This window comes from Leclercia barmai, assembly GCF_049312895.1.
Taxonomy (GTDB): domain Bacteria; phylum Pseudomonadota; class Gammaproteobacteria; order Enterobacterales; family Enterobacteriaceae; genus Enterobacter; species Enterobacter barmai.
In genome coordinates, this window is record NZ_JBMNWZ010000007.1 from 98,910 (window position 1) to 125,862 (window position 26,953).

Genomic DNA, 26,953 nt, shown 5'->3' on the forward strand with positions numbered 1-26,953 from the left:
ATCAGAGATATGAATGCACCCTTTTCCTATGCGTCTCCCACGGTAAGCATTGAGGCGTTAAAGCACTCTATCGCTTACAAGCTGATGTTCACCATCGGCAAAGATCCGGTCATCGCCAACAAACACGAATGGCTTAACGCCACGCTGTTTGCGGTGCGTGACCGGCTGGTTGAACGCTGGCTGCGCTCCAACCGCGCCCAGCTCTCACAGGAGACTCGCCAGGTTTACTATCTGTCGATGGAGTTTTTGATTGGCCGCACCCTTTCCAACGCGCTGTTGTCGCTGGGTATTTATGACGACGTCAAAACCGCGCTGGAAGAGATGGGGCTGGATTTAGAAGAGCTGATTGACGAAGAGAACGACCCCGGCTTAGGCAACGGCGGTCTGGGTCGTCTGGCGGCCTGCTTCCTCGATTCGCTGGCGACCCTCGCCCTGCCGGGGCGTGGCTACGGCATCCGCTACGATTACGGCATGTTCAAACAGAACATCGTCGATGGCCGACAGAAAGAGTCCCCGGACTACTGGCTGGAGTACGGCAACCCGTGGGAGTTCAAGCGCCACAACACCCGCTATAAGGTCCGCTTTGGTGGCCGTATTCAGCAGGAAGGCAAAAAGAGCCGCTGGGTCGAGACCGAAGAGATCCTCGCCGTGGCCTACGACCAGATTATCCCCGGCTACGACACCGATGCCACCAACACGCTGCGCCTGTGGAACGCCCAGGCCAGTAGCGAGATCAACCTCGGTAAATTCAACCAGGGCGACTACTTCGCGGCGGTGGAAGATAAAAACCACTCCGAGAACGTCTCCCGTGTGCTTTACCCGGACGACTCCACCTACTCGGGGCGCGAGCTGCGTCTGCGCCAGGAGTACTTCCTGGTCTCCGCGACCATTCAGGATATCCTGAGCCGCCACTACCAGCTGCACAAAACTTACGCCAACCTGGCCGAGAAGACCTGTATCCACCTGAATGACACCCATCCGGTGCTGTCGATCCCCGAGCTGATGCGTCTGCTGATCGACGAGCATAAGTTCAGCTGGGACGAGGCCTTCGAGGTGACCTGCCAGGTCTTCTCCTACACCAACCACACGTTGATGAGCGAAGCCCTGGAGACCTGGCCGGTGGATATGCTCGGCAAAATCCTGCCGCGCCACCTGCAGATCATCTTTGAGATTAACGACTTCTTCCTGAAAACGTTGCAGGAGCAGTATCCGCACGACACCGGCCTGCTGAGCCGCACCTCCATCATTGATGAATCCAATGGCCGCCGGGTGCGCATGGCGTGGCTGGCGGTGGTGATCAGCCACAAGGTCAACGGCGTGTCTGAGCTGCACTCTAACCTGATGGTGCAGTCGCTGTTCGCCGACTTTGCAAAAATCTTCCCGATGCGTTTCTGCAACGTCACCAACGGGGTGACGCCGCGCCGCTGGCTGGCGCTGGCTAACCAGCCGCTCTCCGAGGTGCTCGACGAGAACATTGGCCGTACCTGGCGCACCGATTTAAGCCAGCTGAGCGAGCTGGAGCAGCACGCTGATTTCCCGACGGTGAATAAAGCGGTACGCGACGCCAAGCTGCTGAACAAAAAGCGGCTGGCGGTGTGGATGGCGCTGCATCTGAACGTGGTCGCCAACCCGAAAGCGCTGTTCGACGTGCAGATCAAACGTATTCACGAGTACAAGCGTCAGCTGATGAACGTGCTGCACGTGATCACCCGCTACAACCGCATCAAGGCCGACCCGGATGCCGAGTGGGTGCCGCGCGTGAACATCTTCGCCGGTAAAGCGGCCTCGGCCTACTACATGGCGAAACACATCATCCATCTGATCAACGACGTGGCGAAGGTGATCAACAACGATCCGCAGATTGGTGACAAGCTGAAGGTCGTCTTTATCCCGAACTACAGCGTGAGTCTGGCGCAGCTGATCATTCCGGCGGCCGACCTCTCGGAGCAGATCTCGACCGCAGGCACTGAGGCCTCCGGCACCAGTAATATGAAGTTTGCCCTGAACGGGGCGCTGACCATCGGCACGCTGGACGGCGCCAACGTTGAGATGCTGGAGCACGTGGGTGAAGAGAACATCTTTATCTTCGGCAACACCACGGAAGAGGTTGAGGCGCTGCGTGCGAAGGGCTACTCGCCGCGTGACTATTACGAGAAGGATGAAGAGCTTCGTCAGGTGCTGACCCAGATCGCCACCGGGGTATTTAACCCGGACGAGCCTGGCCGTTACCGCGACCTGGTGGATTCGCTGATTAACTTCGGGGATCACTATCAGGTGCTGGCGGACTACCGCAGCTATGTGGATTGTCAGGACCGCGTGGACGAGCTGTACCGCAAGCCGGAAGAGTGGGCCACCAAAGCGATGCACAACATCGCCAACATGGGCTACTTCTCGTCGGATCGCACCATCAAAGAGTATGCCGAGACGATCTGGCATATTGATCCGGTGCGGTTGTAAAAGCAAAAAGGCAACGAAAGTTGCCTTTTTTAGTGTTTGCACCCTCTCCCTGCGGGAGAGGGCCGGGGTGAGGGCATCAGGCCGCACCGCTGTTTTTTTGCCGGGTGGCGGCTTCGCCTTACCCGGCCTACGTTCCTTAGTCTTTTGTAGGCCCGGTAAGCGTCAGCGCCACCGGGCGAGAAGCGCGCACGAATCTTGCAGGCCCGGTAAGCGTCAGCGCCACCGGGCATTTCCTCACGACGCTAACGACAGCTCACGCTTTCCCGTCTGCTCAGCCAGCCACTGCGCTACGCGCGACTGCTGCTCCGCGTTCAGCCACATTCCCTCTTTGGTGCGACGCCACAGCGCATCGTCCGCGCGGCGTACCCACTCGTGGTCGACTAAATAACGCAGCTCCGCCTCGTAGAACTCATGACCAAAATGTTCGCCCAGATCGGTCAGATCCTTGGCTTCATTCAGGATCAATTCGCAGTTGCTGCCGTAGGTGCGGGCAAAGTGGCGGGCCATGGATTCGCTGATAAACGGATAGCGACGGCGCAGTTTGGCCGCGTAGTCATCGCGGTTGCCGCCGAGATCGCCGCCAGGCAACACTGCCCCTTTGGTCCAGGCCGGGCCGATACCTTTATAATACGGCGCCAGTTTTTCCATCGCGTGCTCCGCCAGCTTACGGTAGGTGGTCAGCTTGCCGCCAAACACCGACAGCAGCGGTGCGTTGCCGTGGTCATCGTGAATATCAAGCGTGTAATCGCGGGTGATGGCCTGCGGTGAGTCGGACTCGTCATCGCACAGCGGACGCACGCCGGAGTAAGTCCAGACCACGTCGTCGCGCCCCAGGGTCTTCTTAAAGTGCGCGTTATAGACCTTCAGCAGATAGCTGATTTCGCTCTCGTCGATCTCGACGTTCTTCGGATCGCCTTTGTACTCCACGTCGGTGGTGCCGATGATGGAGAACTCATCCATCCACGGGATCACAAACACGATACGTTTGTCTTCGTTTTGCAGAATGTAGGCCTGCTTCTGGGTGTGCACGCGCGGCACCACGATATGGCTGCCCTTGATCAGGCGGATACCATATGGCGACGGCAGCTGCATCCCGTGGTCAAAGAAGTGTTTCACCCACGGACCGGTGGCGTTGACCAGGCCACGCGCCTGCCAGCTGAAACGCTCGCCGGTATCGATATCTTCGGCTTCAACGATCCACAGCCCGTTTTCCCGGCGCGCCGAGACCGCGCGGGTGCGGGTTTTGACCTCGCCGCCTTTGCGTTCAACCATTTGCGCGTTAGCGAGCACCAGACGGGCATCGTCCACCCAGCAGTCGGAATATTCGAATCCGCGCACGATCTCCGGCTTCAGCACCGAGTCTGCGCCAAAACGCACACCGGCAGAGGCTGGCAGGCTGGTGCGTTTGCCCAGATGATCGTACATAAACAGACCAATGCGGATCATCCATGCCGGACGCAGATGCGGGCGGTGCGGGAGACGAAAACGCATTGGCGTGGCGATATGCGGGGCCATTTTCAGCAGCACTTCACGCTCGGCCAGGGCTTCACTCACCAGGCGGAACTCGTAGTGTTCCAGGTAACGCAGGCCACCGTGGATCAATTTGGAGCTGGCGGAGGAGGTGGCACAGGCGAGATCCTGCGCTTCCAGCATCAGGACAGATAGCCCGCGTCCGGCAGCATCCGCCGCAATGCCCGCACCGTTGATTCCGCCACCTATTACAATCAGATCTTTGGTTTCCATTGTATCCTCACACCGCTTTCGTTAAAGCTCAAAAATGTTCGATATCGCTCATACTAGCAAAGGAAATGGATTTTTGTAACATCAAAAAAACAATTTTGAGTGATAGAGCTAACATAATGGCGTTTACCCGCCGCCACGACGTACACTACGCGGTATATTTTTCCCCTCACCCCGGCCCTCTCCCCAAAGGGGCGAGGGAGCAAACAGACAAGAGAGCACCATGGAACAATTTGAATGTATTAACGTAGAAGAAGCCCATCAGAAGATGCACCAGGGAACGGCGGTGCTGGTGGATATTCGCGATCCGCAAAGTTTTGCCATGGGCCACACGCCGGGCGCATTCCACCTGACCAATGCCTCGCTGAGCGAGTTTATGCGCGACAACGATTTCGATACCCCGGTGATGGTGATGTGCTATCACGGCAACAGCAGCAAGGGTGCGGCGCAGTATCTGCTGCAACAGGGCTATGACGCGGTTTACAGCGTGGACGGCGGATTCGATGCCTGGCACCGTCATTTCCCGGCAGAAGTCGAGCACGCCGGCATTTAGGGTATATACTGTCCCCTTTTGTGTGGAATAAGCGACTGCCGCCGATGCTACTGATTACCTCTTTTAACAACCCGCGCGTTGCCCAGGCGTTTGTCGACTACATGGCGACGCAGGGGGTTATCCTCACCATTCAACAACATACGCAGACCGACGTCTGGCTGGCGGATGAGAGCCAGGCCGACCGGGTTAACGCTGAACTGGCACGTTTTATGGAAAACCCCGGCGATGCGCGCTATCTGGCGGCGAGCTGGCAGTCTGGCCATACCGGGAGCGGCTTGCGTTACCAGCGCTTTCCTTTCCTTGCGACCGTGCGCGAACGCGCGGGGCCGTTCACTCTGGTGTTGATGGCGGCCTGTATTCTGGTCTTCATTATGATGAGCGTGGTGGGCGATCAGCAGGTGATGCTGATGCTCTCCTGGCCCTATGATGCCTCGGTGGAGTTCGAATTCTGGCGCTACTTTACCCACGCGCTGATGCACTTCTCGTTCCTGCATATTCTCTTTAACCTGCTGTGGTGGTGGTATCTCGGCGGGGCGGTGGAGAAGCGGCTCGGCAGCGGCAAGCTCATCGTACTCACCCTTATCAGCGCGCTGCTCAGCGGCTTTATCCAGCATAAGTTTGGCGGCCCGTGGTTCGGGGGGCTTTCCGGCGTGGTCTACGCGCTGATGGGCTACGTCTGGCTGCGCGGCGAGCGCGATCCCCAGAGCGGCATCTACCTGCAGCGCGGGTTGATGACCTTTGCCTTAATCTGGATTATTGCCGGATGGTTTGATCTGTTTGGAATGGCGATTGCCAACGGCGCACACGTAGCCGGGCTGGCGGTCGGGCTGGCGATGGCGTTTGCCGATACGCTAAATGCGCGAAAACGAACATAAATCTGGCAGGGAACTCCGATGAAACAAACACAACGTCACGACGCCATTATCGATCTGGTGAAAAAGCAGGGATACGTCAGTACCGAAGAGCTGGTGGAGCAGTTTGCCGTCAGCCCGCAGACCATCCGCCGCGACCTTAACGACCTGGCCGATCAGAACCGCATCCTGCGCCACCACGGCGGCGCGGCGCTGCCGTCCAGCTCGGTGAACACCTCCTGGCACGACCGTAAGGCGACGCAGACCTCCGAGAAGGAGCGCATTGCCCGCAAGGTGGCGAGCCAGATCCCCAACGGCGCGACGCTGTTTATCGACATCGGCACCACGCCGGAAGCGGTGGCTCATGCTCTGCTCGGGCATGAAAACCTGCGTATCGTCACCAACAACCTGAACGTAGCCACTACCCTGATGCAGAAAGAGGATTTTCGCATCATTCTGGCGGGCGGTGAGCTGCGCAGCCGCGACGGCGGCATTATCGGCGAGGCGACCCTCGACTTCATCTCCCAGTTCCGCCTCGACTTTGGCATCCTGGGTATCAGCGGCATCGACAGCGACGGCTCGCTGCTGGAGTTTGACTACCACGAAGTGCGCACCAAGCGGGCGATCATTGAGAACTCGCGCCACGTGATGCTGGTGGTGGATCACTCCAAGTTTGGCCGTAACGCGATGGTGAATATGGGCAGCATCAGCATGGTGAATGCGGTCTATACGGACGTGATGCCGCCGGAAGGGGTGTTAAAAGTGATTCGGGATAATAAGTTGCAGTTAGAACTGTGCTGAGTTTTTGTCGGGCGGCGCTACGCTTGCCCGACCTACGAAAAGCGTAGGTCCGGCAAGCGTAGCGCCGCCGGGCAATGAATTACACCCCGTACCCCATCATCTTCAACAGCTGCTGCGCATGCAGCACCGCATCCTGACGGTGGGCAACCCCCAGCTTCTGATACAGATTACGAATGTGCGTTTTAATGGTGGTGGCCGCCACGGCCAGCTCACCGGCGATCTGCTCGTTGCTGTAACCTGAGTAAATCAGCCCCAGAACCTGCCACTCGCGCTGGGTCAGCGGGCTGGTGCGGATCAGCTCCGGCACTTCCGGATGGGTCAGCAGACGCTCGACAAAGGTCTCATCGAAGTGGGCAAACTTGTGGCGGTGATGCTGGTTAATCTCCCGCAGGATGCGCTGGGCGCGGTGCTGATCCAGCTCCGGCAGGGTGTTGAGCTGAATCAGCTGGCGCAACTGCTGCGCCATGGTCTCGCCTTCAATCACAAAGTGGCTGATAAACCCGGTACGGTTCGCCAGCTGCAGCGCTTCGAGCAGCACGCGCTGGGCGTCATTTTTACGACCTGCCTGCCAGTAGAGCTGGTTTTGCAGCAGCAGGTTGCGGTTGAGATCGCTCATCAGACGCAGGCTGCGGGCATTCTCGTTCAGCTCTTCCAGCACCATCTCTGCCGGTTCGAACTCGCCTAACAGGATCTGCGCCCGGGCAATGTTGCGCCACTGGCTCTGCAGGAAATGGTTATTGGCGAACGCCGGCTTCGGCGTCTGGCGCAGCCAGTTGGCCGCCGATTTTTTGTCACCGGTCATCTGCCAGTAGATCACCCGCACCTTATCGGCGTTGGATACCCAGTCGCTGTGGTACTGACCGTTGCCGAGCAGGTTTTCCAGACGGTTAAGGTGGTTACGGGCATTGTCCAGATCGCCGCGCGCCAGAGAACACTGCACCAGCAGGCCCAGACACTGTAACTGCTGCTGCGGCTGGTAGGTGGAGAGCACGTCGACCCCGTGACGGGCGGTGCTTTCAGCTTCGTCCAGACGCGCCCACGCCCACAGAAGCTGGGCGCGAATGCGCAGCAGGAACTCGTGCATCGGCAGCTGTTCCAGATGCTGATCGCGGATCAGGTTGAACGCTTTTTCCTGCGTCTCCCAGGCGGCCTGCAGGAAGCCCTGGGCAAATAAAATTTCGCTCTGCTGGATCATGCTCCACAGGGCGTAGTGCCAGACGTCGTGACGGCGCGCCATCTGCTCGGTCTGCTGCATCAGCGACAGGGAGCGGGTGAGGTCGCCCTTACAGTGCAGCACTTCGCCATGCACCGAGGTGGCAACGATACGGCTGTAGAAATTCGCCAGCGGCAGCTCTTCCAGCGCGACCATCGCCAGCCGCTCGGCCTCTTCCTGGTCGCCGTCGTTAATGGCCACCTGCGCGCGCAGGGCGTTAAATTCGCCGTGCAGGGCGGCGTCCATCTCGCCTTTCATCTCCTGCTCGGCGCGGGCCAGCAGGGTGTTCACTTCGCTGTAGCGATGCTGGCTCTGCATCAGCCAGGCCTGCAGCAGTACCAGGCGCGGATTTTCCAGCAGGCTTTCCCACGGCAGGGCGCGCAGCGACTCCTCCAGCAGGGCCAGTTCGCTGTGATTAAACAGGCTCCAGGCGTGGTTGAGCAGGATATCGCGCAGCATATGGGCGTCGCCCGCTGCCAGCGCGTGGTGGATAGCCTCGCTCGGGAAACCCTGTGCCATCCAGCTCTCGGCGGCGGCGCGGTGGATTTCCGGCAGTTCGGTCGCCAGCTCCCACTGACAGCGCTGGCGCAGGAAGCTGCCAAACAGCGGGTGGTAGCTGAACCATTCGCCGGAGTCGTCCATGCGCTGCAGGAACAATCCCTGGCGTTCAATCTCTTCCAGGCGCATCTGGCCGTTGTCTTCGCCGGTGACGCGCACGATCAGCGCATCGTTCATCGAGCGCAGCAGGGAGCTTTTCAGCAGGAACTGGCGGGTAGATTGATCGACGCTGTCGAGCACTTCATCCACCAGGTAATCGGAGAGGTGGCTGGCGTTGATCCCCGACAGGCGGCGGGCGGACTGCTGCGTCGAGCTGTTGTTATGCCGTGCGGAGAGGGCAATCAGCTGCAGGGCGGTCGCCCAGCCTGCCACGTCGTCGCACAGACGGCTGCTCTCGGCCACCTCAATTGGGGATTTCAGACGGCAGTCGAAGAACTGCTTCGCTTCCTGATGGGTAAAGGAGAGCTGCTGGCTGCCCACTTCCAGCAGCTGATCGCGCACGCGCAGGTTGGCAATGCCCAGCTGCGGCAGGTTGCGCGACAGAACCACCAGGGTCAGGTTCTCCGGCTGATGGCGCAGGAAGAAGCGCATCGACTCGTGAATGACCGGGTTGGTGATCAGGTGGTAATCGTCAATGACCAGATAAAGCGGGCGATGCCATTCGGCCAGCTCAATAAACAGTTGGGAAAACAGCGAGGAGAGGCTGGCGTACTGCCGCTTTTGCACCATGCTTTCGCTGGTCACGCAGTGTCCGTTGGTCGCCTGCTGAATGGCGGCGATCAGGTAACTGGCGAAACGCTCCTGCTGGTTATCGCCCTCATCAAGGGAGTACCAGCCGAGATCGGTTTTGCCGGATGCCCACTGCGAAATGAGCGTTGTTTTGCCGTACCCGGCAGGGCTCGTTACCAGCGCCAGTCGAAAATTGTTCGCGCCGGAAAGTTTCGCCAGCAACCGTTCGCGGACCACAGTATGGTCAAGACGAACCGGGCGACTTAATTTGGACGGAATCAACATAGGTTTCACTTCACTGTGTGGAAATCGAGATTTTTGATTTTTTTTGCGCTTCGTAATTAATGCATATAAGGTCGGTCAGAAACCTTTTTATTGCAAGTTATGTCCGGGTTTTATGTCCCTGAATTTGCACTCTGTCACAAAAAGTTATGTGGGGGGAAGGGAACTTTTCCAGTGAGCCTCCAAAGCGCATGGATACTGGCCTGGCGAGTTTTCGGACGGTTAAGCATAAAAAGGAATATAGAAGCGTAAATGCTGTGAAAAGTTAATTAAGTCGCGGAATCATTACTTTCCTGAAATAACGATTTGAGATGCAGTAAATTCTGAGTGATATTACGTCGGGTAAGTAATTATTTCCGTGCGGTATATTTCAGGCGAAACCGCATTTCATTTTTTTGAGCCTCTTCCCGTTAATTTCATCCTCAATGCCCCACACTCCGGCAGCAGAAAGTGGCCGCGATCACACTTTATCGCTCATCCCCGCTACTCCTCCCCGCCTAATCCCCGGCGGGAGGAGGAAGAGCCATAAGGAGCCAGGCACACTAGCACCAACGTGTTAATTTCTCTCTACAGGATGCAGATTCCCTATGTCACAGCCTACTTTCAACAAAGCTCAATTCCAGGCTGCCCTGACGCGTCAGTGGCAGCGTTTTGGACTACATGCCGCTGAAGAGATGACCTCCCGCCAGTGGTGGCAGGCCGTCAGCGGAGCGCTCGCCGAGCTGCTGAGCGCCCAACCCGCGGTAAAACCGGTGAAAGGTCAGCGCCACGTCAACTATATTTCGATGGAGTTCCTGATTGGCCGTCTGACCGGCAACAACCTGCTGAACCTCGGCTGGTATCAGGAGGTGAGTGACGTGCTGAGCACGCACAACATCCACCTGACCGACCTGCTGGAAGAGGAGATCGATCCGGCGCTGGGCAACGGCGGCCTGGGTCGTCTGGCGGCCTGCTTCCTTGACTCCATGGCGACGGTAGGCCAGTCGGCTACCGGCTATGGTCTGAACTACCAGTACGGTCTGTTCCGCCAGTCCTTCGCCGACGGCCAGCAGATGGAAGCCCCGGATGACTGGCATCGCGGCAGCTACCCGTGGTTCCGCCACAACGAAGCGCTGGATGTGCAGGTGGGCATTGGCGGTAAAGTGACGAAAGCGGGCCAGTGGGAGCCGGGCTTCACCATCACCGGCCAGGCCTGGGATCTGCCGGTGCTGGGCTACCGTAACGGCGTGGCGCAGCCGCTGCGCCTGTGGCAGGCGACGCACGCTCACCCGTTCAACCTGACCCGATTCAACGACGGCGATTTCCTGCGTGCCGAGCAGCAGGGCATCGACGCCGACAAGCTGACCAAAGTTCTCTACCCGAACGACAACCATCTGGCGGGTAAAAAGCTGCGCCTGATGCAGCAGTACTTCCAGTGCGCCTGTTCCGTGGCCGATATCCTGCGTCGCCATCACCTGGCGGGCCGCAAACTCACCGAACTGGCGGATTACGAAGTGATCCAGCTGAACGACACCCACCCGACCATCGCCATCCCGGAACTGCTGCGCGTGCTGATCGATGAGCATCAGCTGAGCTGGGACGACGCCTGGGCCATCACCAGCAAGACCTTCGCCTACACCAACCACACCCTGATGCCAGAGGCGCTGGAGTGCTGGGACGAGAAGCTGATTAAAACCCTGCTGCCTCGCCATATGCAGATCATCAACGAGATCAACAACCGCTTTAAGAAGCTGGTCGATAAAACCTGGCCGGGCGATAAAGCGGTCTGGGCGAAGCTGGCGGTGGTCTTCGATAAGCAGGTTCGCATGGCTAACCTGTGCGTGGTCAGCGGCTTTGCTGTGAACGGCGTGGCAGCACTGCACTCCGACCTGGTGGTGAAAGATCTGTTCCCGGAATATCACCAGCTGTGGCCGAACAAGTTCCACAACGTCACCAACGGCATCACGCCGCGTCGCTGGATCAAACAGTGCAACCCGAAACTGGCCGCGCTGCTGGATGCCTCGCTCGACAAAGAGTGGGCTAACGATCTCGACCAGCTGATCAACCTGGAAAAGTATGCTGACGATGCGGCGTTTCGCGAGACCTACCGCACCATCAAGCAGGACAACAAAGTGCGCCTGGCGGCGTTCGTCAAAACCCGCACCGGGATTGAGATCAACCCGAACGCGATTTTTGATATCCAGATTAAACGTCTGCACGAGTACAAGCGTCAGCACCTGAACCTGCTGCACATTCTGGCGCTCTACAAAGAGATCCGCGAGAACCCGCAGGCCGACCGCGTGCCGCGCGTGTTCCTGTTTGGCGCGAAAGCGGCGCCGGGTTACTACCTGGCAAAAAACATCATCTTCGCTATCAATAAAGTGGCCGACGCGGTGAACAACGACCCGAAAGTGGGCGACAAGCTGAAGGTGGTCTTCCTGCCGGATTACTGCGTCTCTGCGGCTGAGCTGCTGATCCCGGCGGCGGATGTCTCCGAGCAGATTTCGACTGCCGGTAAAGAGGCCTCCGGTACCGGCAACATGAAGCTGGCCCTGAACGGCGCGCTGACCGTGGGTACGCTGGACGGCGCGAACGTGGAGATCGCCGAGCAGGTGGGCGACGAGAACATCTTTATCTTCGGCCATACTGTGGAAGAGGTGAAAGCCATCAAAGCCAAAGGTTACGACCCGGTGAAGTGGCGTAAAAAAGACAAACTGCTGGATGCGGTACTGAAAGAGCTGGAGAGCGGCAAATACAGCGACGGCGACAAGCACGCGTTCGACCAGATGCTGCACAGCATCGGCAAGCAGGGCGGCGACCCGTACCTGCTGATGGCGGACTTTGCCGGCTACGTCGAGGCGCAGAAGCAGGTTGATGTTCTGTACCGTGACCAGGAAGCCTGGACCCGGGCGTGCATTCTGAACACCGCGCGCTGCGGCATGTTCAGCTCCGACCGTTCAATCCGCGACTACCAGGCCCGCATCTGGCAGGCAAAACGCTAAGGAAGCGCGATGGAAAGTAAACGTCTCGATAATGCCGCGCTGGCGGCGGGGATCAGCCCCAGCTACATCAATGCTCATGGTAAACCGCAGTCTATTGGTGCTGAAACCAAGAGACGTTTGCTGGATGCCATGCATAAAGCCAAACCCGTCGCGAAAGCGGCGGTGACTCCCGTCCCGAACGTGATGGTCTACACCACCGGGAAAAAGATGCCGCTGACCCTCGAAGGCAGCGGCGAATTTAGCTGGCTGCTGACCACTGAAGAGGGGCATCAGCACAAAGGCCACGCCACGGGCGGTAAAAAACTCAACCTTCCGGCAAAACTGCCGGAGGGCTACCACACCCTGACGCTGACCCAGGATGGCAGTCGCTGGCACTGTCGGGTGATTGTGGCGCCAAAACGCTGCTACGAGCCGCAGGCGCTGAAAGAGGGCAAGAAGCTGTGGGGCGCCTGCGTGCAGCTCTACACCCTGCGTTCTGAGGCTAACTGGGGGATCGGCGATTTCGGCGATCTGAAAAAGATGCTGACCGATGTCGGCAAGCGCGGCGGGGCCTTTATCGGCCTCAACCCTATTCACGCCCTCTATCCGGCCAACCCGGAGAGCGCCAGCCCGTACAGCCCGTCGTCCCGCCGCTGGCTGAACGTGATTTACATCGACGTGAACGCCGTTGAAGATTTCCGCAACAGCGACGAGGCCCAGGCGTGGTGGGGCATGGAGACCACCCGTCAGGCGCTGCAGCGCGCCCGCGATGCAGAATGGGTGGATTACGCCAGCGTCACCGCGCTGAAGATGGCCGCCCTGCGCATGGCGTGGAAAGGCTTTGCGCAGCGTGAGGACGACCAGATGGCGGCGTTCCGCGAGTTTGTTGCCCGGGAAGGGGAGAGCCTCTACTGGCAGGCGGCGTTTGACGCGCTGCATGCGTATCAGGTGAAAGAGGACGAAATGCGCTGGGGCTGGCCGGTCTGGCCTGAGCAGTATCAGTCCGTCAATTCCCCTGCGGTGAAAGCCTTTTGCGAAGAGCATGCCGAAGAGGTCGATTTCTACCTCTGGTTGCAGTGGCTGGCTTACAGCCAGTTTGCGGCCTGCTGGCAGGAGAGCCAGGGCTACGACATGCCGATTGGTCTTTACCGCGACCTGGCGGTGGGCGTGGCCGAGGGCGGGGCGGAGACCTGGTGCGATCGCGAGCTCTACTGCCTGAAAGCGTCTGTTGGTGCGCCGCCGGATATTCTTGGCCCTCTGGGTCAGAACTGGGGCCTTCCGCCGATGGATCCGCACGTGATTGCGGCCCGCGCCTATGAGCCGTTTATCGAACTGCTGCGCGCCAACATGCAGAACTGCGGCGCGCTGCGTATCGACCACGTGATGTCGGTCCTGCGCCTGTGGTGGATCCCGTACGGCGAAACCGCCGACCACGGGGCCTACGTGCACTATCCGGTGGACGATCTGCTCTCTATCCTTGCCCTCGAGAGTAAGCGCCACAACTGCATGGTGATCGGCGAAGACCTCGGTACCGTGCCGGTGGAAATCGTCAGCAAGCTGCGTGACAGCGGCGTTTACTCCTACAAAGTGCTCTATTTTGAAAACGACCTTGAGAAGAACTTCCGCGCGCCGGAGGCGTATCCAGAACAATCAATGGCAGTCGCGACGACGCATGACCTTCCTACGCTTCGGGGCTGGTGGGACAGCGGCGACCTTACCCTGGGCAAGACGCTGGGTCTCTACCCTGACGACGTGATGCTGCGCGGCCTGTACCAGGATCGCGAGCTGTCGAAGCAGGGTTTGCTGGATGCGCTGCACGCGCACGGCTGCCTGCCGAAACGCACCGGGCATAAGGCGTCGATGATGTCGATGACCGCCACGCTTAACCGCGGCCTGCAGCGTTACATCGCCGACAGTAACAGCGCCCTGTTAGGGCTGCAGCCGGAAGACTGGATCGATATGGCGGAGCCGGTAAACATTCCGGGCACCAGCTACCAGTACAAAAACTGGCGGCGTAAGCTGTCCACCTCGCTTGAAGCGATGTTTGCTGACGAAGGGGTGAACAAGCTGATTAAGGACCTGGACAAGCGGCGAAAAGCGGCTGCGAAGAAGTAAAACAAAAACCCGCCAGATGGCGGGTTTTTTATTGCCCGGTGGCGCTGCGCTTACCGGGCCTACGGGGATTATGCGGATAATTGTCGCACGTTCACCGGTTCAGTTTTGTAGGCCGGGTAAGGCGTAGCCGCCACCCGGCAATGTCACATCAGACAACCATACCCAGAAGCAGACACCCGATCAGCCCGCAAACAGAGATGATGGTTTCCAGCATGGACCAGGACTTGATGGTCTCACCGATGGTCAGGTTGAAGTACTCCTTGAACAGCCAGAAGCCCGGATCGTTTACGTGGGAGAAAATCACGCTACCGGAACCGACCGCGATAACCATCAGCTCAGGGCTAACGCCGGTAGTCGCAATCAGCGGAGCAACGATACCACCCGCGGTGATAGCCGCAACGGTTGCGGAACCCAGCGCAATACGCAGGACCGCCGCGATAGACCATGCCATCAGGATGGGGGAGATGTTGGTTTCATGCATCATGGAAGCGATGTACTTGTCCACGCCGCTATCAACCAGAACCTGTTTGAACGCACCGCCACCACCGATGATCAGCAGCATCATGGCGATGATTTTGATCGAAGAGCTCAGGGTGTCGTTGATCTGGTCCATGGAACGGCCACGGTTCAGACCGAAGGTGAACAGCGCAATCAGAACGGCAATCAGGGTTGCCATCACCGGGTCACCCAGGAACTCGGCGACGCCCAGAACCGGATGGCCTTTCGGCAGGATCATCTCGCAGACGGCACGCATAGCCATCAGCACGACCGGTACCAGAGAGGTCCAGACGCTGACCGCAAAGCTTGGCATCTCGGCTTCGGTAAAGGTTTTCGCGCTGTACAGACCTTCCGGGATCGGCTTGTCGATACCTTTCAGGCAGCGGGCAAAGACCGGGCCGGCCAGAATAACTGTCGGGATCGCAAGGATGGTACCGAACAGCAGGGTTTTACCCATGTCCGCATGGAAGATGGTGGCGATAGCGGTTGGGCCCGGGTGCGGCGGCAGGAAGCCGTGGGTTACGGACAGCGCAGCGGCCATCGGTACGCCCACATACAGCAGCGGGATGCTGGCAGACGCGGCGATGGTAAACACCAGCGGCAGCATCAGCACGAAGCCCACTTCGTAGAACAGGGCGAAACCCACGGTGAAGCCGGTTAAAACCACCGCCCACTGAATGTTATTTTTGCCGAATTTGGCAATCAGCGTGGTCGCGATGCGCTGTGCGCCACCGCAGTCAGCCAGCATTTTACCGAGCATGGCGCCGAAGCCCATGATCAGCGCCAGGCTACCGAGCGTACCGCCCACCCCAGCTTTAATGGAGCTGATAACTTTTACCAGCGGCATACCCTGCATCAGGCCGACAGCAAGTGCCACCAGAACAAGGGCGATAAAACCGTTCATTTTGAAACGGATCATCAAGAGCAGTAACAGGATTACACCGATAGCGACGATGACTAATGGCATGATTATCTGGCCTTAAAATTGTTATGGGTAACGTCATTGTTTCAACGACATATTAATGTTGCCCCAACTGGGAACGGCTAACTGATGGCACACAGGCTGGCTGCCTTCTAAATCTTAAGTTTAGTCGGTCGGCGTAAAGCTGTTTTAGTGCCCACGAGAATGATACGGGTAACATGTGCGGCTTGAGAATGACCCTGGCGGTCAAAATGTGAATTCTGAGACGCAGGTCATGTTATGAGGCAGGGAAAGCAGGGGAGTTTGCCCGGCAGCGTTTAGCGCCGGGCAACAGATAGCGGAAACTTAATAGTAAGAGTGTTCGCCGCGCTGGTGTTCGGTCAGATCGCGTACGCCTTTCAGCTCCGGGAACTCGTTCAGCAGCTGCTTCTCGATCCCTTCTTTCAGGGTGACGTCGACCATGGAACAGCCGTTACAGCCGCCGCCAAACTGCAGAATGGCCAGACCGTCTTCGGTGATCTCCATCAGGGAGACGCGACCACCGTGGCCAGCCAGCTGCGGGTTAATCTGGGACTGCAGCAGGTACTCAACGCGCTCCATCAGCGGGGCATCGTCGGTCACTTTACGCATTTTGGCGTTTGGCGCTTTCAGCGTTAACTGTGAACCCAACTGGTCGGTTACAAAATCAATTTCCGCATCTTCCAGATACGGTGAGCTCAGCTCATCGACATAGGCAGTGAGTTGCTCAAACTTCAGGGCGGTGTCAGTTGCTTCCACAGCATCCGGTGGGCAATAAGAGACGCCGCATTCTGCATTCGGGGTGCCCGGGTTGATCACGAATACGCGGATCTGGGTCCCTTCTTCCTGATTTGCCAGCAGTTTGGCAAAGTGCGCTTGTGCAGCATCGGAAATACGGATCATAGCATTGGCCTAATAGTTGACTAAATTACCTGGGTATAATACGCCCAACCAGAGGGCGCTACAAGGTTCGACACAGACACCATACCTGAACCGACGCCGCGCCGCTTCGCAAAAGCAGGCGGGAGAGTTCCGCGACGGTAGCGCCTGTTGTCACGACATCATCCACCAGAGCGATATGGCGTCCCGCCACCGGTAATTCAAGCGCAAAAGCGTGCTGCAGGTTGCGTTTACGCAATCTCGCGCTGAGCTGATGCTGCGCCGGAGTGGCGCGAATACGGCGAATGGCATCGGGAGCATAGCGGCAGTTCAGCCAGCGGGCCAGCGGACGACAGAGCAGGTCGCTCTGGTTAAACCCGCGCCGCCAGTGGCGCCGGGACCAGAGCGGCACGCAGACCATCATATCGACACGCGGCAAACCCCGGCTGCGTCTGGCAAGCAACAGCGCCAGCAGTAACAGTCTCGCCAGCGGCTGTGCCAGCTGGGTGCGGCGGGAAAATTTGAGCTGATGCACCAGCGGGCTCACCGGCGGTGTATAGCCGCACACCGCCACCAGGGCCTGCCACGGCGGCGGCTTGCGCAGGCAGCGTCCGCAGGGCAGGTGAGGGTGGAAGGCCGGTAAGCCGCACTGGGGGCAACAGCACGTCCGGGCCGCAATCCCTCTTTCGCACAGGGAACAGACTCCCCAGTGGCCGAGCGCAAGCGGCATCCGGCATAGCCAGCACAAGCCGGGCACTGTTAGCATAGACATCCTCCTTGTGAAAAAAGAGAACAGTAATCGATGAACACGCTTTGGTGGCAGACCGTTGGGACAGGAAATTGTCATCTTGTGCTGCTGCACGGATGGGGACTGAATGCTGAAGTCTGGCGTTGCGTCAGTGAGGAACTGGCCTCGCAATTTACGCTGCACCTGGTGGACCTGCCGGGCTTTGGCCGCAGCCGCGATTTTGGGGCGATGTCGCTTGAGGAGATGGCGGAGCGGGTATTGGCCCAGGGGCCGGATAAGGCGATCTGGTTGGGCTGGAGCCTCGGCGGGCTGGTGGCGAGCCAGATCGCCCTTGACCACCCGGAACGCGTCCAGGCGCTGGTGACGGTAGCGTCATCCCCCTGTTTTAGCGCCCGCGACGGGTGGCCAGGCATTAAGCCTGAGGTATTAGCCGGTTTTCAGCAGCAGCTGAGCGACGATTTTCAGCGCACGGTGGAGCGGTTTCTGGCGCTGCAAACCATGGGGACCGAAAGCGCGCGGCAGGATGCGCGTCTGCTGAAAAGCACGGTCCTCGCCCTGCCGATGCCTGAGGTGAACGTACTCAACGGCGGGCTGGAGATCCTGAAAACGGCCGATCTGCGGGAGCCGCTGGCGGCATTGTCGCTGCCGCATCTGCGTATTTATGGTTATCTTGACGGGCTGGTACCGCGCAAAATCGTGCCGCTGCTGGATGCGCAGTGGCCGCAGAGCGAAGCCCTGATCCTGGCCAAAGCGGCGCATGCGCCCTTTATCTCTCACCCCGCTGAATTTTGCGCGGCGTTGATGGCCCTAAGTCAGCGTTTAAACTGATTATTTTCTTTTCCACCTGGAAAAAGTGACGTACCGCAACAATACTCACTATATCGTTGCGGTTGTCCCGCTTTCGATAATCAAAATTACAATCCTTCTTTGGGAGTCATAACTATGAAACTTGTCACAGGTATTGTTGCTTCTCTGGTTATTGGATCACTCTCTTTTGGCGTGATGGCGGCAGAAGAGATCCAGAAAGATAAAGTGAAAGAGATGAATTTGACGAAGGTTGGTACTGTCTCTACGTCTGACACCACTGCGCCGATGGATGCCAGAAAAGAGCTTTCACAGAAAGCAGATGAGCTGGGCGGTAAGTACTATGTCGTCACCAGCGCCAACAAAGATCAGAAAGACATCCGCGCGACCGCAGAAGTCTACAAATAAAAGATGAAGCCGGGCAGCCCTGCCCGGCTTTATTACGATTAACGCAGCGCCCACCACTCTCTGAGGCAGGCTTTTCCTTCAGGGCAGCTTTTACAGCTGCCGGTTAAGCAGCCGTCGGCATCCTCCTGAATGCGCTTCGCTTTGCCCATCGCCTCAAGTCGTTGCAGCATGGCCTCGATCATCGCCTGCGGAGTATGCAGGATCTGGCTGAGCTGGGTGGCCTCCATTCGTCCCTGCAACGCCAGCAAATCACGCACTTCAATTAACGATGCCATGCCGCCTCCTAATGACAGTCGCTGGCCGGACTTTCGCAGCAGGCCGCCGCGGTCCTGCCTTTCACCAGCAGATTGACGTCCACGCGGCTACGGGCCCGGCGCAACAGTCCGATCACCAGCACGTTAAACAGCACCACCGCCAGGATACACGCCAGGCTGTACTGCGGATGCTGGTTGAAATTGGCCGTCTGGTAGTAGACCGTTGCCAGCGAGTAGGCGATATTCAGCCCCCACAGCACGGAGAAGCCCATCCAGCCGCGGCTTGATTCGCGGGCGATGGCGCCCATCACCGAGATGCACGGAATGTAGAGCAGAACGAAGATCAGGTAGCTGTAGGCCGCCGAAGCGCTGCCGAATTTCTCGCTCATCACGCCCATGGCGCCGGTCGCCATCTCGCCGTCGCCTTTGCTGGCTTCAATCGGGTTCGCCAGCACGCTCAGGCTGAAGGTCTCTTTCAGGCTCTGCCAGGTTTCATCCACGGCGCTGAACAGTTCGTCGCCGAGGTGGAAATCGGCCGGGTTAAACTCCGCTTCCTGAATATTTTCAGCGGTATAGAGGGTGTTCAGGGTACCGACCACCACCTCTTTCGCCATCGCGCCGGTGAACAGCCCGACGGTGGCCTGCCAGTTGTCTTCGTGCACGCCAATCGGCTTGAACAGCGGGGTGATGACGCGGCTGACGGAGGCCAGCGCGGAGTCGTTAATGTTATCCGCCGCCTGGCCGCTGAGGGTAAAGCTGTTCAGCGCGCTCAGGAAAATGCTCACCACCACAATCACTTTACCCGCCCGCAGGACAAAGCCTTTCAGGCGCTGCCAGGTCTGGATCAGCAGGCTTTTCAGGTGCGGAACGTGGTAGACCGGCAGTTCCATCACGAACGGCGTGGCTTCCCCGCGCATGATGGTGTGTTTGAGCATCAGGCCGGTGAGGATAGCCATGACGATGCCCAGCACGTAGAGCGAGAAGACCGCCAGCGCCCCCTCCTGACCGAAGAAGGCGGCGGCAAAGACGGCAAAAATCGCCAGCCGCGCGCCGCAGGACATAAACGGCGCCATCATGATGGTCATCAGGCGTTCGCGCGGCGCATCCAGCGTGCGGGCGCCCATCACCGACGGCACGTTGCAGCCGAAGCCCACGATCAGCGGCACGAAGGATTTACCCGGCAGGCCGAGAGCCTGCATCAGGCGATCCATCACGAAGGCCGCGCGGGCCATGTAACCGGAGTCCTCCAGAAAGGAGAGGAACAGATACATCATGCCGATCTGCGGCACCAGCGGCAGGACGGTGTTGATCCCGCCGCCCAGCCCCTGGGCGAGGAAAATGGTCAGCCATTCCGGCAGGTGCAGCGTATAGCCCAGCCACTGAATGCCGTGAATGAAGATCGCCACGGAGCCGACGTCAAACAGCGGCTGCAGCGCGCCGCCAATGTTGATGGCCAGCAGGAACATCACGTACATCACCAGCAGAAACACCGGCAGGCCGAGGAAACGGTTGAGGATCACCCTGTCCATCGCCCGGGTAAAGCGGCTTGGCTCGGCGGTGAGGGCGTTGCTGACCACGTCGCAAATGGCATTGATGCTTTGATAGCGGGCATCGGCGATGTGCAGGGCAGGATCGTCCAGTTCGTCGTTCAGGCGCGCCAGGGACGCATCAAGCTGTTGCGCGGCATCACCGGCGTAGGCGCGGCTGTAGATATCGCCTTCCAGCATCTGCAGGCCGAGCCAGTTGCGCTGTTTTAACGGCATGCTGTGCGCCATTTCCTGAGCGAGGATCCCGGCTTCACGCAGCAGCGGCTGAGGGTAGTGCACCAGCTCCACGTCGGCGTTACGGCTGTGTCGATCAATGGCGAGCTTCAGGGCGTCGATACCGCGGGCGCGGGTAGAGACCAGCGGCACCACCGGGCAACCCAGGCGAGCAGAGAGGGCGTCGACGTCGATACGGATCTGCTGCTTCTCGGCAATATCGAGCATATTCAACGCCACCACGCAGGGGATGCCCAGCTCGAGAAGCTGCAGCGTCAGGTAGAGGTTGCGCTCGAGGTTCGAGGCATCCACCACGTTGATCAGCAGGTCGGCGTCGCCGCTCAGAATATAGTGGCAGGCGATCTGCTCATCCAGCGAGGTCTGGGAGGAAATAGTGGTTAACGAGTAGGTGCCGGGCAGATCGACGAGCGTAACCTGGTTGTCGGTAGTGGTGAACAAACCCTCTTTACGCTCGACCGTGACGCCCGCCCAGTTACCGACGCGCTGACGTGCGCCGGTAAGCTGATTAAATAAGGTGGTCTTGCCGGAATTGGGATTGCCAATTAAGCCAATGGTTAATTTTTTCATTCTTTTAGACTCGCTACGAAAGCTGGCGTTTTATTGAGACAGAGCTTCAACTTCTATTAATGCGAGATCTTTCTTACGCAGAACCAGATTCACACGTCGGGTTTCGATATGGATCGGATCGCCCAGCGGGGCAACGCGAACAACGTTAAAAGAGGAGCCGGGAAGCATTCCTAAAGAGAGCAGTTTCTGGCGATAGGCCGGGCTGATTTCGCGAGTGAAACCGGTAATTTTCCACGCGCTGTCTGGAGTGAATTGCATAGTGCCTACTTAACGAAAGGTTAAATAATCTACAGGCACAATGGTAATGAGAATAGTTTCTATCATCAATGCTAAATATGTGACGGAATGTACATGGCGCTATTAATTTGCAGCCGGATTGACCTTGCTCAATATTTGCGAAGACTGCTGGTGAGAGAAAAAAAGACTTATTGTTAATAGAGTGATAATTATCGGTTTAAATATGGATATGCAATCGGTTCCATATTTATTTAATTCCTGCGCTCTGTTTGCCGGGAGGCACGGCGTTTGCCCGGCCTACGGTTTTGCAGGCCCGGTAAGCGAAGCGCCACCGGGCACTGCCAATATTAACGCTTCTTACCCATTGCCGCTGCCAGCGCATCCATCATCGCGCTGTTACCGGATGGCTGTGCTTCACGACCGCGCGGTTTCGCTGCCGGACGCTGCTGGCGCGCCTCGCTGTTTCCGCCGCCGCGACGGGCGTTGGTCTCGCCAGGCTGCTCGTCCAGACGCATGGTCAGGGCGATACGCTTGCGCTGCAGATCCACTTCCAGCACTTTCACCTTCACGATGTCGCCGGCTTTCACCACGGTATGCGGATCCTGCACGAACTTGTCCGCCAGAGAGGAGATGTGCACCAGGCCATCCTGATGAACGCCGATATCCACAAACGCACCGAAGTTGGTGACGTTGGTGACGGCGCCTTCCAGCACCATACCCGGCAGCAGGTCGTTCATCGTCTCGACGCCATCCGCAAACTGCGCGGTTTTGAACTCCGGACGCGGGTCGCGGCCCGGTTTCTCCAGCTCTTTGATGATGTCGGACACCGTCGGCACACCAAATTTCTCATCGGTGAAGTCGACCGCTTTCAGGTTACGCAGTTCGCTGCTGTTACCCATCAGCGCGTTCAGCGCCTGCTGGGTGGCCGCCAGAATGCGCTCCACCACCGGATAGGCTTCCGGGTGAACGGTGGAGGCGTCCAGCGGGTTGTCGCCGTGGTTGATACGCAGGAAGCCCGCGCACTGCTCGAACGCTTTAGGTCCGAGGCGGCTCACCTTCAGCAGCTGCTGGCGGTTCTGGAACTGCCCGTTCTCATCGCGCCAGGCAACAATGTTCTGCGCCATCATCCGGGTTAAGCCCGCCACGCGGGTCAGCAGGGCGACGGAGGCGGTGTTCAGGTCAACGCCAACGGCGTTTACGCAGTCTTCCACCACCGCATCCAGCTTACGCGCCAGCTGCGTCTGGCTGACGTCGTGCTGGTACTGGCCCACGCCGATGGATTTCGGGTCGATCTTCACCAGCTCCGCCAGCGGATCCTGCAGACGGCGGGCGATAGAGACCGCACCGCGCAGGGAGACGTCCAGATCCGGGAACTCCTGCGCTGCCAGCTCGGACGCCGAGTACACCGACGCACCCGCTTCGCTGACAATCACTTTTTGCGCCGTCACTTTCGGGAACTGCTTTTGCAGGTCGAGGAAGAAGCGTTCGGTTTCGCGGGAGGCGGTGCCGTTGCCGATCGCCACCAGCTCAACGTTGTGCTTCTCGCACAGCGCCGCCACGGCAACCGCGGCTTTCGCTGCCTGACCGGTATGAGGATAGATGGTATCGGTGGCCACCAGCTTGCCGGTGCCATCCACCACGGCCACCTTCACGCCGGTACGCAGGCCTGGATCGAGGCCCATGGTGGCGCGCAGGCCCGCCGGGGCAGCCATCAGCAGATCGTGCAGGTTACGGGCAAAGACGTTGATCGCCTCGTCTTCGACGCGTTCGCGCACGGTGCCCATCAGTTCGGTTTCGAGGTGCATCAGCACCTTGATACGCCAGGTCCAGCTCACCACGCCTTTGCGCCAGCTGTCCGCCGGGGCGTTGTTCAGGCGCAGGCCGAGATGGTCAATGATGATCTGCTCGCCGTGGCTCTCTTTTGGCGGCTCGTCAAACTGCGGGTCGGCGTTCAGGGAGAGCTGTAGAATGCCCTCGTTGCGACCGCGGAACATCGCCAGCGCGCGGTGGGACGGCACGGTTGAGATCGGTTCATGGTGATCGAAGTAGTCGCGGAATTTCGCCCCTTCTTCCTCTTTGCCACTGACCACGGTGGAGACGATATGGGCGTTCTTCCACAGATAATCACGCACTTTTGCCAGCAGGGCAGCGTCTTCGGCAAAGCGCTCCATCAGGATGTAGCGGGCGCCATCGAGGGCGGCTTTGGTGTCGGCCACGCCTTTATCGGCATCGATAAACTTCGCGGCTTCGGTTTCCGGGTCGTGGGACGGCGTCGTCCACAGCAGATCGGCCAGCGGCTCCAGGCCTGCTTCAATGGCGATCTGTCCACGGGTGCGGCGTTTTTGTTTATACGGCAGATAGAGATCTTCGAGTTCGGTTTTATTCAGGGTGCCGTTGATGGCTGCTTCCAGTTCGCTGGTCAGCTTGCCCTGTTCGCCGATGGATTTCAGAATCGCCTGGCGCCTGTCTTCCAGTTCACGGAGATAGCCGAGGCGGGTCTCCAGGTTACGCAGCTGCGTATCATCCAGACCGCCAGTCACTTCCTTACGATAACGTGCAATAAACGGCACGGTGTTCCCTTCATCAAGCAGGCGAACGGCAGCTTCTACCTGTTCAGCCCTTGCCTGAAGTTCACCCGCAATAATGCGGCAGAGCGAATCTTTCATCATGGCTATTTCATCTTGTGGGTCGAAAAATCAGGGGATAGTTATACGGACTGGCACTGCAAAATGCCAGTCGTGGAGGGCGCTCTCGGACTATTTTACGTACTCGATTTCATTGACGTACCAGCTGGCTTCACCCGCCGGGGTATGGACGACAGCCAGATCGCCCACCTCTTTTTTCAGCAGCGCCCGGGCCATCGGTGAATCGATGGAGATGTAATCCTTACGACCAAAAATTTCATCGTAGCCGACAATACGAAAGCGCTTGAGATCGCCCTCGTCGTTTTCGATCTCGACCCACGCGCCGAAGAAGACCTTGCCCTCCTGCTGCGGGGAATAATCGACGATTTTCAGGTTCTCGAGGCATTTGGTCAGATAACGCACCCGGCGGTCGATTTCACGCAGTCGCTTCTTGTTGTACTGGTAGTCGGCATTCTCACTGCGGTCGCCGAGGCTCGCTGCCCAGGTCACTTTTTTTGTCACCTCCGGGCGCTCTTCACGCCACAGGGTGTCCAGCTCTTTCTTCAGATTTTCATACCCTTCGCGGGTGATCAGGGGCGTTTTCATTCTCTGGCCTTACAACAGGGTTGCTTACCTTGCGCACATTACGTATCACTTATCTTATCAGACAGGATTAATAATGAGTTATGTGACGGAATGTACAGATAAGCTGCTGTTAAATATGCTTTGTAACAATTTCGACTAGAATTTATACCAGAATTAGCTGGTCGTGGACGCGCACTTTTTTAGAATACGCTGTTCAAGATTATCCGAACCTTTGGGAGTACTGACAATGCAAGAGAATTATAAGATTCTGGTGGTGGATGACGACATGCGCCTGCGTGCGCTCCTTGAGCGTTATCTGACCGAGCAGGGCTTCCAGGTTCGTAGCGTCGCCAACGCCGAACAGATGGACCGCCTGCTGACCCGCGAATCCTTTCACCTGATGGTGCTGGATCTGATGCTGCCGGGCGAGGATGGCCTTTCCATCTGCCGTCGTCTGCGTAGCCAGAGCAACCCGATGCCGATCATTATGGTGACGGCGAAAGGGGAAGAGGTTGACCGTATCGTGGGCCTGGAAATTGGCGCCGACGACTACATTCCAAAACCGTTTAACCCGCGCGAGCTGCTGGCCCGTATCCGTGCCGTGCTGCGCCGTCAGGCGAACGAACTGCCGGGCGCGCCGTCCCAGGAAGAGGCGGTGATTGCCTTCGGCAAGTTCAAGCTGAACCTCGGCACCCGCGAGATGTTCCGTGAAGATGAGCCAATGCCGCTGACCAGCGGTGAGTTCGCGGTACTGAAAGCCCTTGTCAGCCATCCACGTGAGCCGCTCTCCCGCGATAAGCTGATGAACCTGGCGCGTGGCCGGGAATATTCCGCGATGGAGCGTTCCATCGACGTACAGATCTCCCGCCTGCGCCGCATGGTGGAAGAGGATCCGGCGCACCCGCGCTATATCCAGACCGTCTGGGGTCTGGGCTACGTGTTTGTCCCGGACGGCTCTAAAGCATGAGGCGAATGCGTTTCTCGCCGCGTAGCTCGTTTGCCCGCACCCTGTTACTGATCGTCACCCTGCTGTTTGTCAGCCTGGTGACGACCTATCTGGTCGTGCTGAACTTTGCGATCCTGCCGAGCCTGCAGCAGTTTAATAAGGTCCTGGCCTACGAAGTCCGTATGCTGATGACCGATAAACTGCAGCTGGAAGATGGCACGCAGCTGGTGGTTCCTCCGGCGTTTCGCCGTGAGATCTACCGTGAGCTGGGGATATCGCTCTATTCTAACGAAGCGGCGGAAGACGCAGGCCTGCGCTGGGCTCAGCATTATGAATTCCTTAGCCAGCAGATGGCGCAGCAGCTGGGCGGCCCAACGGAAGTGCGCGTTGAGGTCAACAAAAGCTCGCCGGTCGTCTGGCTGAAAACCTGGCTGTCACCCAATATCTGGGTGCGCGTGCCGCTGACCGAAATCCATCAGGGCGACTTCTCGCCACTGTTCCGTTACACCCTGGCGATCATGCTGCTGGCGATAGGCGGCGCGTGGCTGTTTATCCGTATTCAGAACCGACCGCTGGTCGACCTGGAGCACGCGGCGCTTCAGGTCGGTAAAGGGATTATTCCGCCTCCGCTGCGCGAGTATGGCGCGTCGGAAGTGCGTTCGGTGACCCGCGCCTTCAACCATATGGCGGCCGGGGTGAAGCAGCTGGCGGATGACCGTACCCTGCTGATGGCCGGGGTCAGCCACGACTTGCGCACCCCGCTGACGCGTATTCGTCTGGCGACGGAGATGATGGGCGAGGAGGACGGCTACCTGGCGGAGTCCATCAACAAGGACATCGAAGAGTGCAACGCCATTATCGAGCAGTTCATCGACTACCTGCGTACCGGGCAGGAGATGCCGATGGAGATCGCGGAACTTAACGCGGTGCTGGGCGAAGTGGTGGCGGCCGAGAGCGGCTACGAGCGTGAGATCGAAACCGATCTGCAGCCGGGCGATATCACCGTGCGCATGCACCCGCTCTCCATCAAGCGCGCCGTGGCGAATATGGTGGTGAACGCCGCCCGCTACGGTAACGGCTGGATCAAAGTCAGCAGTGGCTCCGAACTGAATCGCGCCTGGTTCCAGGTGGAAGATGACGGCCCGGGGATCAAACCGGAACAGCGCAAACATCTGTTCCAGCCGTTTGTGCGTGGCGACAGCGCGCGCAGCACCAGCGGCACCGGTTTAGGCCTGGCGATTGTGCAGCGTATCGTGGATAACCATAACGGTCTGCTGGAGATTGGCACCAGCGAGCGGGGCGGGTTGAGTATCCGCGCGTGGCTGCCGGTTCCGTTTCCGCGCAGGCAGGTGAAAGAGAGCTAAAAAATAAGCCGGGTGGCGGCTTCGCCTTACCCGGCCTACATTCAGGGTTTTTGTAGGCC

At 58.6% G+C, this 26,953-nt stretch carries 20 protein-coding genes; 10 read left to right on the top strand and 10 right to left on the bottom strand.

Annotated elements, in window-relative coordinates; all coding sequences use genetic code 11:
* Positions 1–9: 9 nt before the first annotated feature.
* Positions 10–2,457: a glycogen phosphorylase gene (glgP, locus tag ACOYA6_RS20800; protein WP_223075735.1), complete on the top strand. Its 2,448-nt coding sequence runs from the start codon at positions 10–12 to the stop codon at positions 2,455–2,457.
* A 234-nt stretch (positions 2,458–2,691) separates the two neighbouring features.
* On the opposite strand, the gene glpD is transcribed toward glgP, so the two are convergent.
* Positions 2,692–4,200 carry a glycerol-3-phosphate dehydrogenase gene (gene glpD / locus ACOYA6_RS20805; RefSeq protein WP_422655318.1) on the bottom strand — a complete coding sequence of 503 codons (1,509 nt, stop codon included), beginning with the start codon at positions 4,198–4,200 and terminating at the stop codon, positions 2,692–2,694.
* 220 nt (positions 4,201–4,420) lie between these two features.
* Here glpD and glpE point away from each other — a divergent pair, with 220 nt between their 5' ends.
* The 3 genes from glpE to ACOYA6_RS20820 are packed head-to-tail and all read left to right on the top strand — an operon-like array spanning position 4,421 to position 6,402.
* Complete coding sequence (gene glpE, locus ACOYA6_RS20810) at positions 4,421–4,750, top strand: thiosulfate sulfurtransferase GlpE (RefSeq protein ID WP_039031495.1); 330 nt, start codon at positions 4,421–4,423, stop codon at positions 4,748–4,750.
* A gap of 44 nt (positions 4,751–4,794) precedes the next feature.
* Positions 4,795–5,625 (top strand): rhomboid family intramembrane serine protease GlpG, encoded by an 831-nt coding sequence (gene glpG / locus ACOYA6_RS20815; protein ID WP_039031496.1) that lies wholly within the window; start codon positions 4,795–4,797, stop codon positions 5,623–5,625.
* An 18-nt stretch (positions 5,626–5,643) separates the two neighbouring features.
* On the top strand, positions 5,644–6,402 hold the full coding sequence (locus ACOYA6_RS20820; RefSeq protein ID WP_039031497.1) for a DeoR/GlpR family transcriptional regulator: 759 nt from the start codon (positions 5,644–5,646) through the stop codon (positions 6,400–6,402).
* A 79-nt stretch (positions 6,403–6,481) separates the two neighbouring features.
* On the opposite strand, the gene malT is transcribed toward ACOYA6_RS20820, so the two are convergent.
* Positions 6,482–9,187, bottom strand: coding sequence for an HTH-type transcriptional regulator MalT (gene malT, locus ACOYA6_RS20825; RefSeq protein WP_039031498.1), 2,706 nt, complete (start codon positions 9,185–9,187; stop codon positions 6,482–6,484).
* A gap of 584 nt (positions 9,188–9,771) precedes the next feature.
* On the opposite strand from malT, the gene malP reads away from it, so the two are divergent.
* Positions 9,772–12,165 carry a maltodextrin phosphorylase gene (malP, locus tag ACOYA6_RS20830; protein ID WP_039031499.1) on the top strand — a complete coding sequence of 798 codons (2,394 nt, stop codon included), beginning with the start codon at positions 9,772–9,774 and terminating at the stop codon, positions 12,163–12,165.
* Positions 12,166–12,174: 9 nt separating this feature from the next.
* Positions 12,175–14,259, top strand: coding sequence for a 4-alpha-glucanotransferase (gene malQ, locus ACOYA6_RS20835; RefSeq protein ID WP_039031500.1), 2,085 nt, complete (start codon positions 12,175–12,177; stop codon positions 14,257–14,259).
* Positions 14,260–14,407: 148 nt separating this feature from the next.
* Here the strand turns inward: malQ and gntT are convergent, their stop codons facing one another.
* The 3 genes from gntT to gntX form a co-directional block, all read right to left on the bottom strand.
* Positions 14,408–15,724: a gluconate transporter gene (gntT, locus tag ACOYA6_RS20840; RefSeq protein WP_039031501.1), complete on the bottom strand. Its 1,317-nt coding sequence runs from the start codon at positions 15,722–15,724 to the stop codon at positions 14,408–14,410.
* A gap of 300 nt (positions 15,725–16,024) precedes the next feature.
* Positions 16,025–16,600: a Fe-S biogenesis protein NfuA gene (nfuA, locus tag ACOYA6_RS20845; RefSeq protein ID WP_039031502.1), complete on the bottom strand. Its 576-nt coding sequence runs from the start codon at positions 16,598–16,600 to the stop codon at positions 16,025–16,027.
* Between the two features lie 58 nt (positions 16,601–16,658).
* Positions 16,659–17,342, bottom strand: a complete 684-nt coding sequence (gene gntX / locus ACOYA6_RS20850; RefSeq protein WP_223075730.1) for a DNA utilization protein GntX — start codon at positions 17,340–17,342, stop codon at positions 16,659–16,661.
* A gap of 36 nt (positions 17,343–17,378) precedes the next feature.
* Here gntX and bioH point away from each other — a divergent pair, with 36 nt between their 5' ends.
* Entirely contained in the window at positions 17,379–18,152 is a 774-nt protein-coding gene (gene bioH / locus ACOYA6_RS20855; RefSeq protein WP_223075729.1) for a pimeloyl-ACP methyl ester esterase BioH, read from the top strand.
* Positions 18,153–18,266: 114 nt separating this feature from the next.
* Positions 18,267–18,536, top strand: coding sequence for a YdgH/BhsA/McbA-like domain containing protein (locus ACOYA6_RS20860; RefSeq protein ID WP_039031505.1), 270 nt, complete (start codon positions 18,267–18,269; stop codon positions 18,534–18,536).
* Positions 18,537–18,574: 38 nt separating this feature from the next.
* On the opposite strand, the gene feoC is transcribed toward ACOYA6_RS20860, so the two are convergent.
* The 5 genes from feoC to greB all read right to left on the bottom strand — a co-directional run bounded on the left by feoC (position 18,575) and on the right by greB (position 24,605).
* Positions 18,575–18,811, bottom strand: a complete 237-nt coding sequence (gene feoC, locus ACOYA6_RS20865) for a [Fe-S]-dependent transcriptional repressor FeoC (RefSeq protein WP_138370760.1) — start codon at positions 18,809–18,811, stop codon at positions 18,575–18,577.
* Positions 18,812–18,819: 8 nt separating this feature from the next.
* The gene (gene feoB, locus ACOYA6_RS20870) at positions 18,820–21,138 is read right to left on the bottom strand and encodes a Fe(2+) transporter permease subunit FeoB (protein ID WP_422655319.1); all 2,319 of its coding nucleotides are present in this window, start codon (positions 21,136–21,138) and stop codon (positions 18,820–18,822) included.
* 30 nt (positions 21,139–21,168) lie between these two features.
* Complete coding sequence (gene feoA, locus ACOYA6_RS20875) at positions 21,169–21,396, bottom strand: ferrous iron transporter A (protein WP_039031508.1); 228 nt, start codon at positions 21,394–21,396, stop codon at positions 21,169–21,171.
* A 326-nt stretch (positions 21,397–21,722) separates the two neighbouring features.
* A complete protein-coding gene (locus ACOYA6_RS20880; protein ID WP_422655320.1) occupies positions 21,723–24,044 on the bottom strand; it encodes a Tex family protein in 2,322 nt (773 codons plus the stop codon).
* 87 nt (positions 24,045–24,131) lie between these two features.
* Positions 24,132–24,605, bottom strand: coding sequence for a transcription elongation factor GreB (greB, locus tag ACOYA6_RS20885; RefSeq protein ID WP_139563749.1), 474 nt, complete (start codon positions 24,603–24,605; stop codon positions 24,132–24,134).
* Between the two features lie 226 nt (positions 24,606–24,831).
* Between greB and ompR the strand changes: the two genes are divergently transcribed.
* Positions 24,832–25,551 carry an osmolarity response regulator transcription factor OmpR gene (gene ompR, locus ACOYA6_RS20890; RefSeq protein WP_001157751.1) on the top strand — a complete coding sequence of 240 codons (720 nt, stop codon included), beginning with the start codon at positions 24,832–24,834 and terminating at the stop codon, positions 25,549–25,551.
* Complete coding sequence (gene envZ / locus ACOYA6_RS20895) at positions 25,548–26,894, top strand: two-component system sensor histidine kinase EnvZ (protein ID WP_039031511.1); 1,347 nt, start codon at positions 25,548–25,550, stop codon at positions 26,892–26,894. The genes ompR and envZ overlap by 4 nt, the downstream gene beginning before the upstream one ends.
* Positions 26,895–26,953 lie beyond the last annotated feature (59 nt).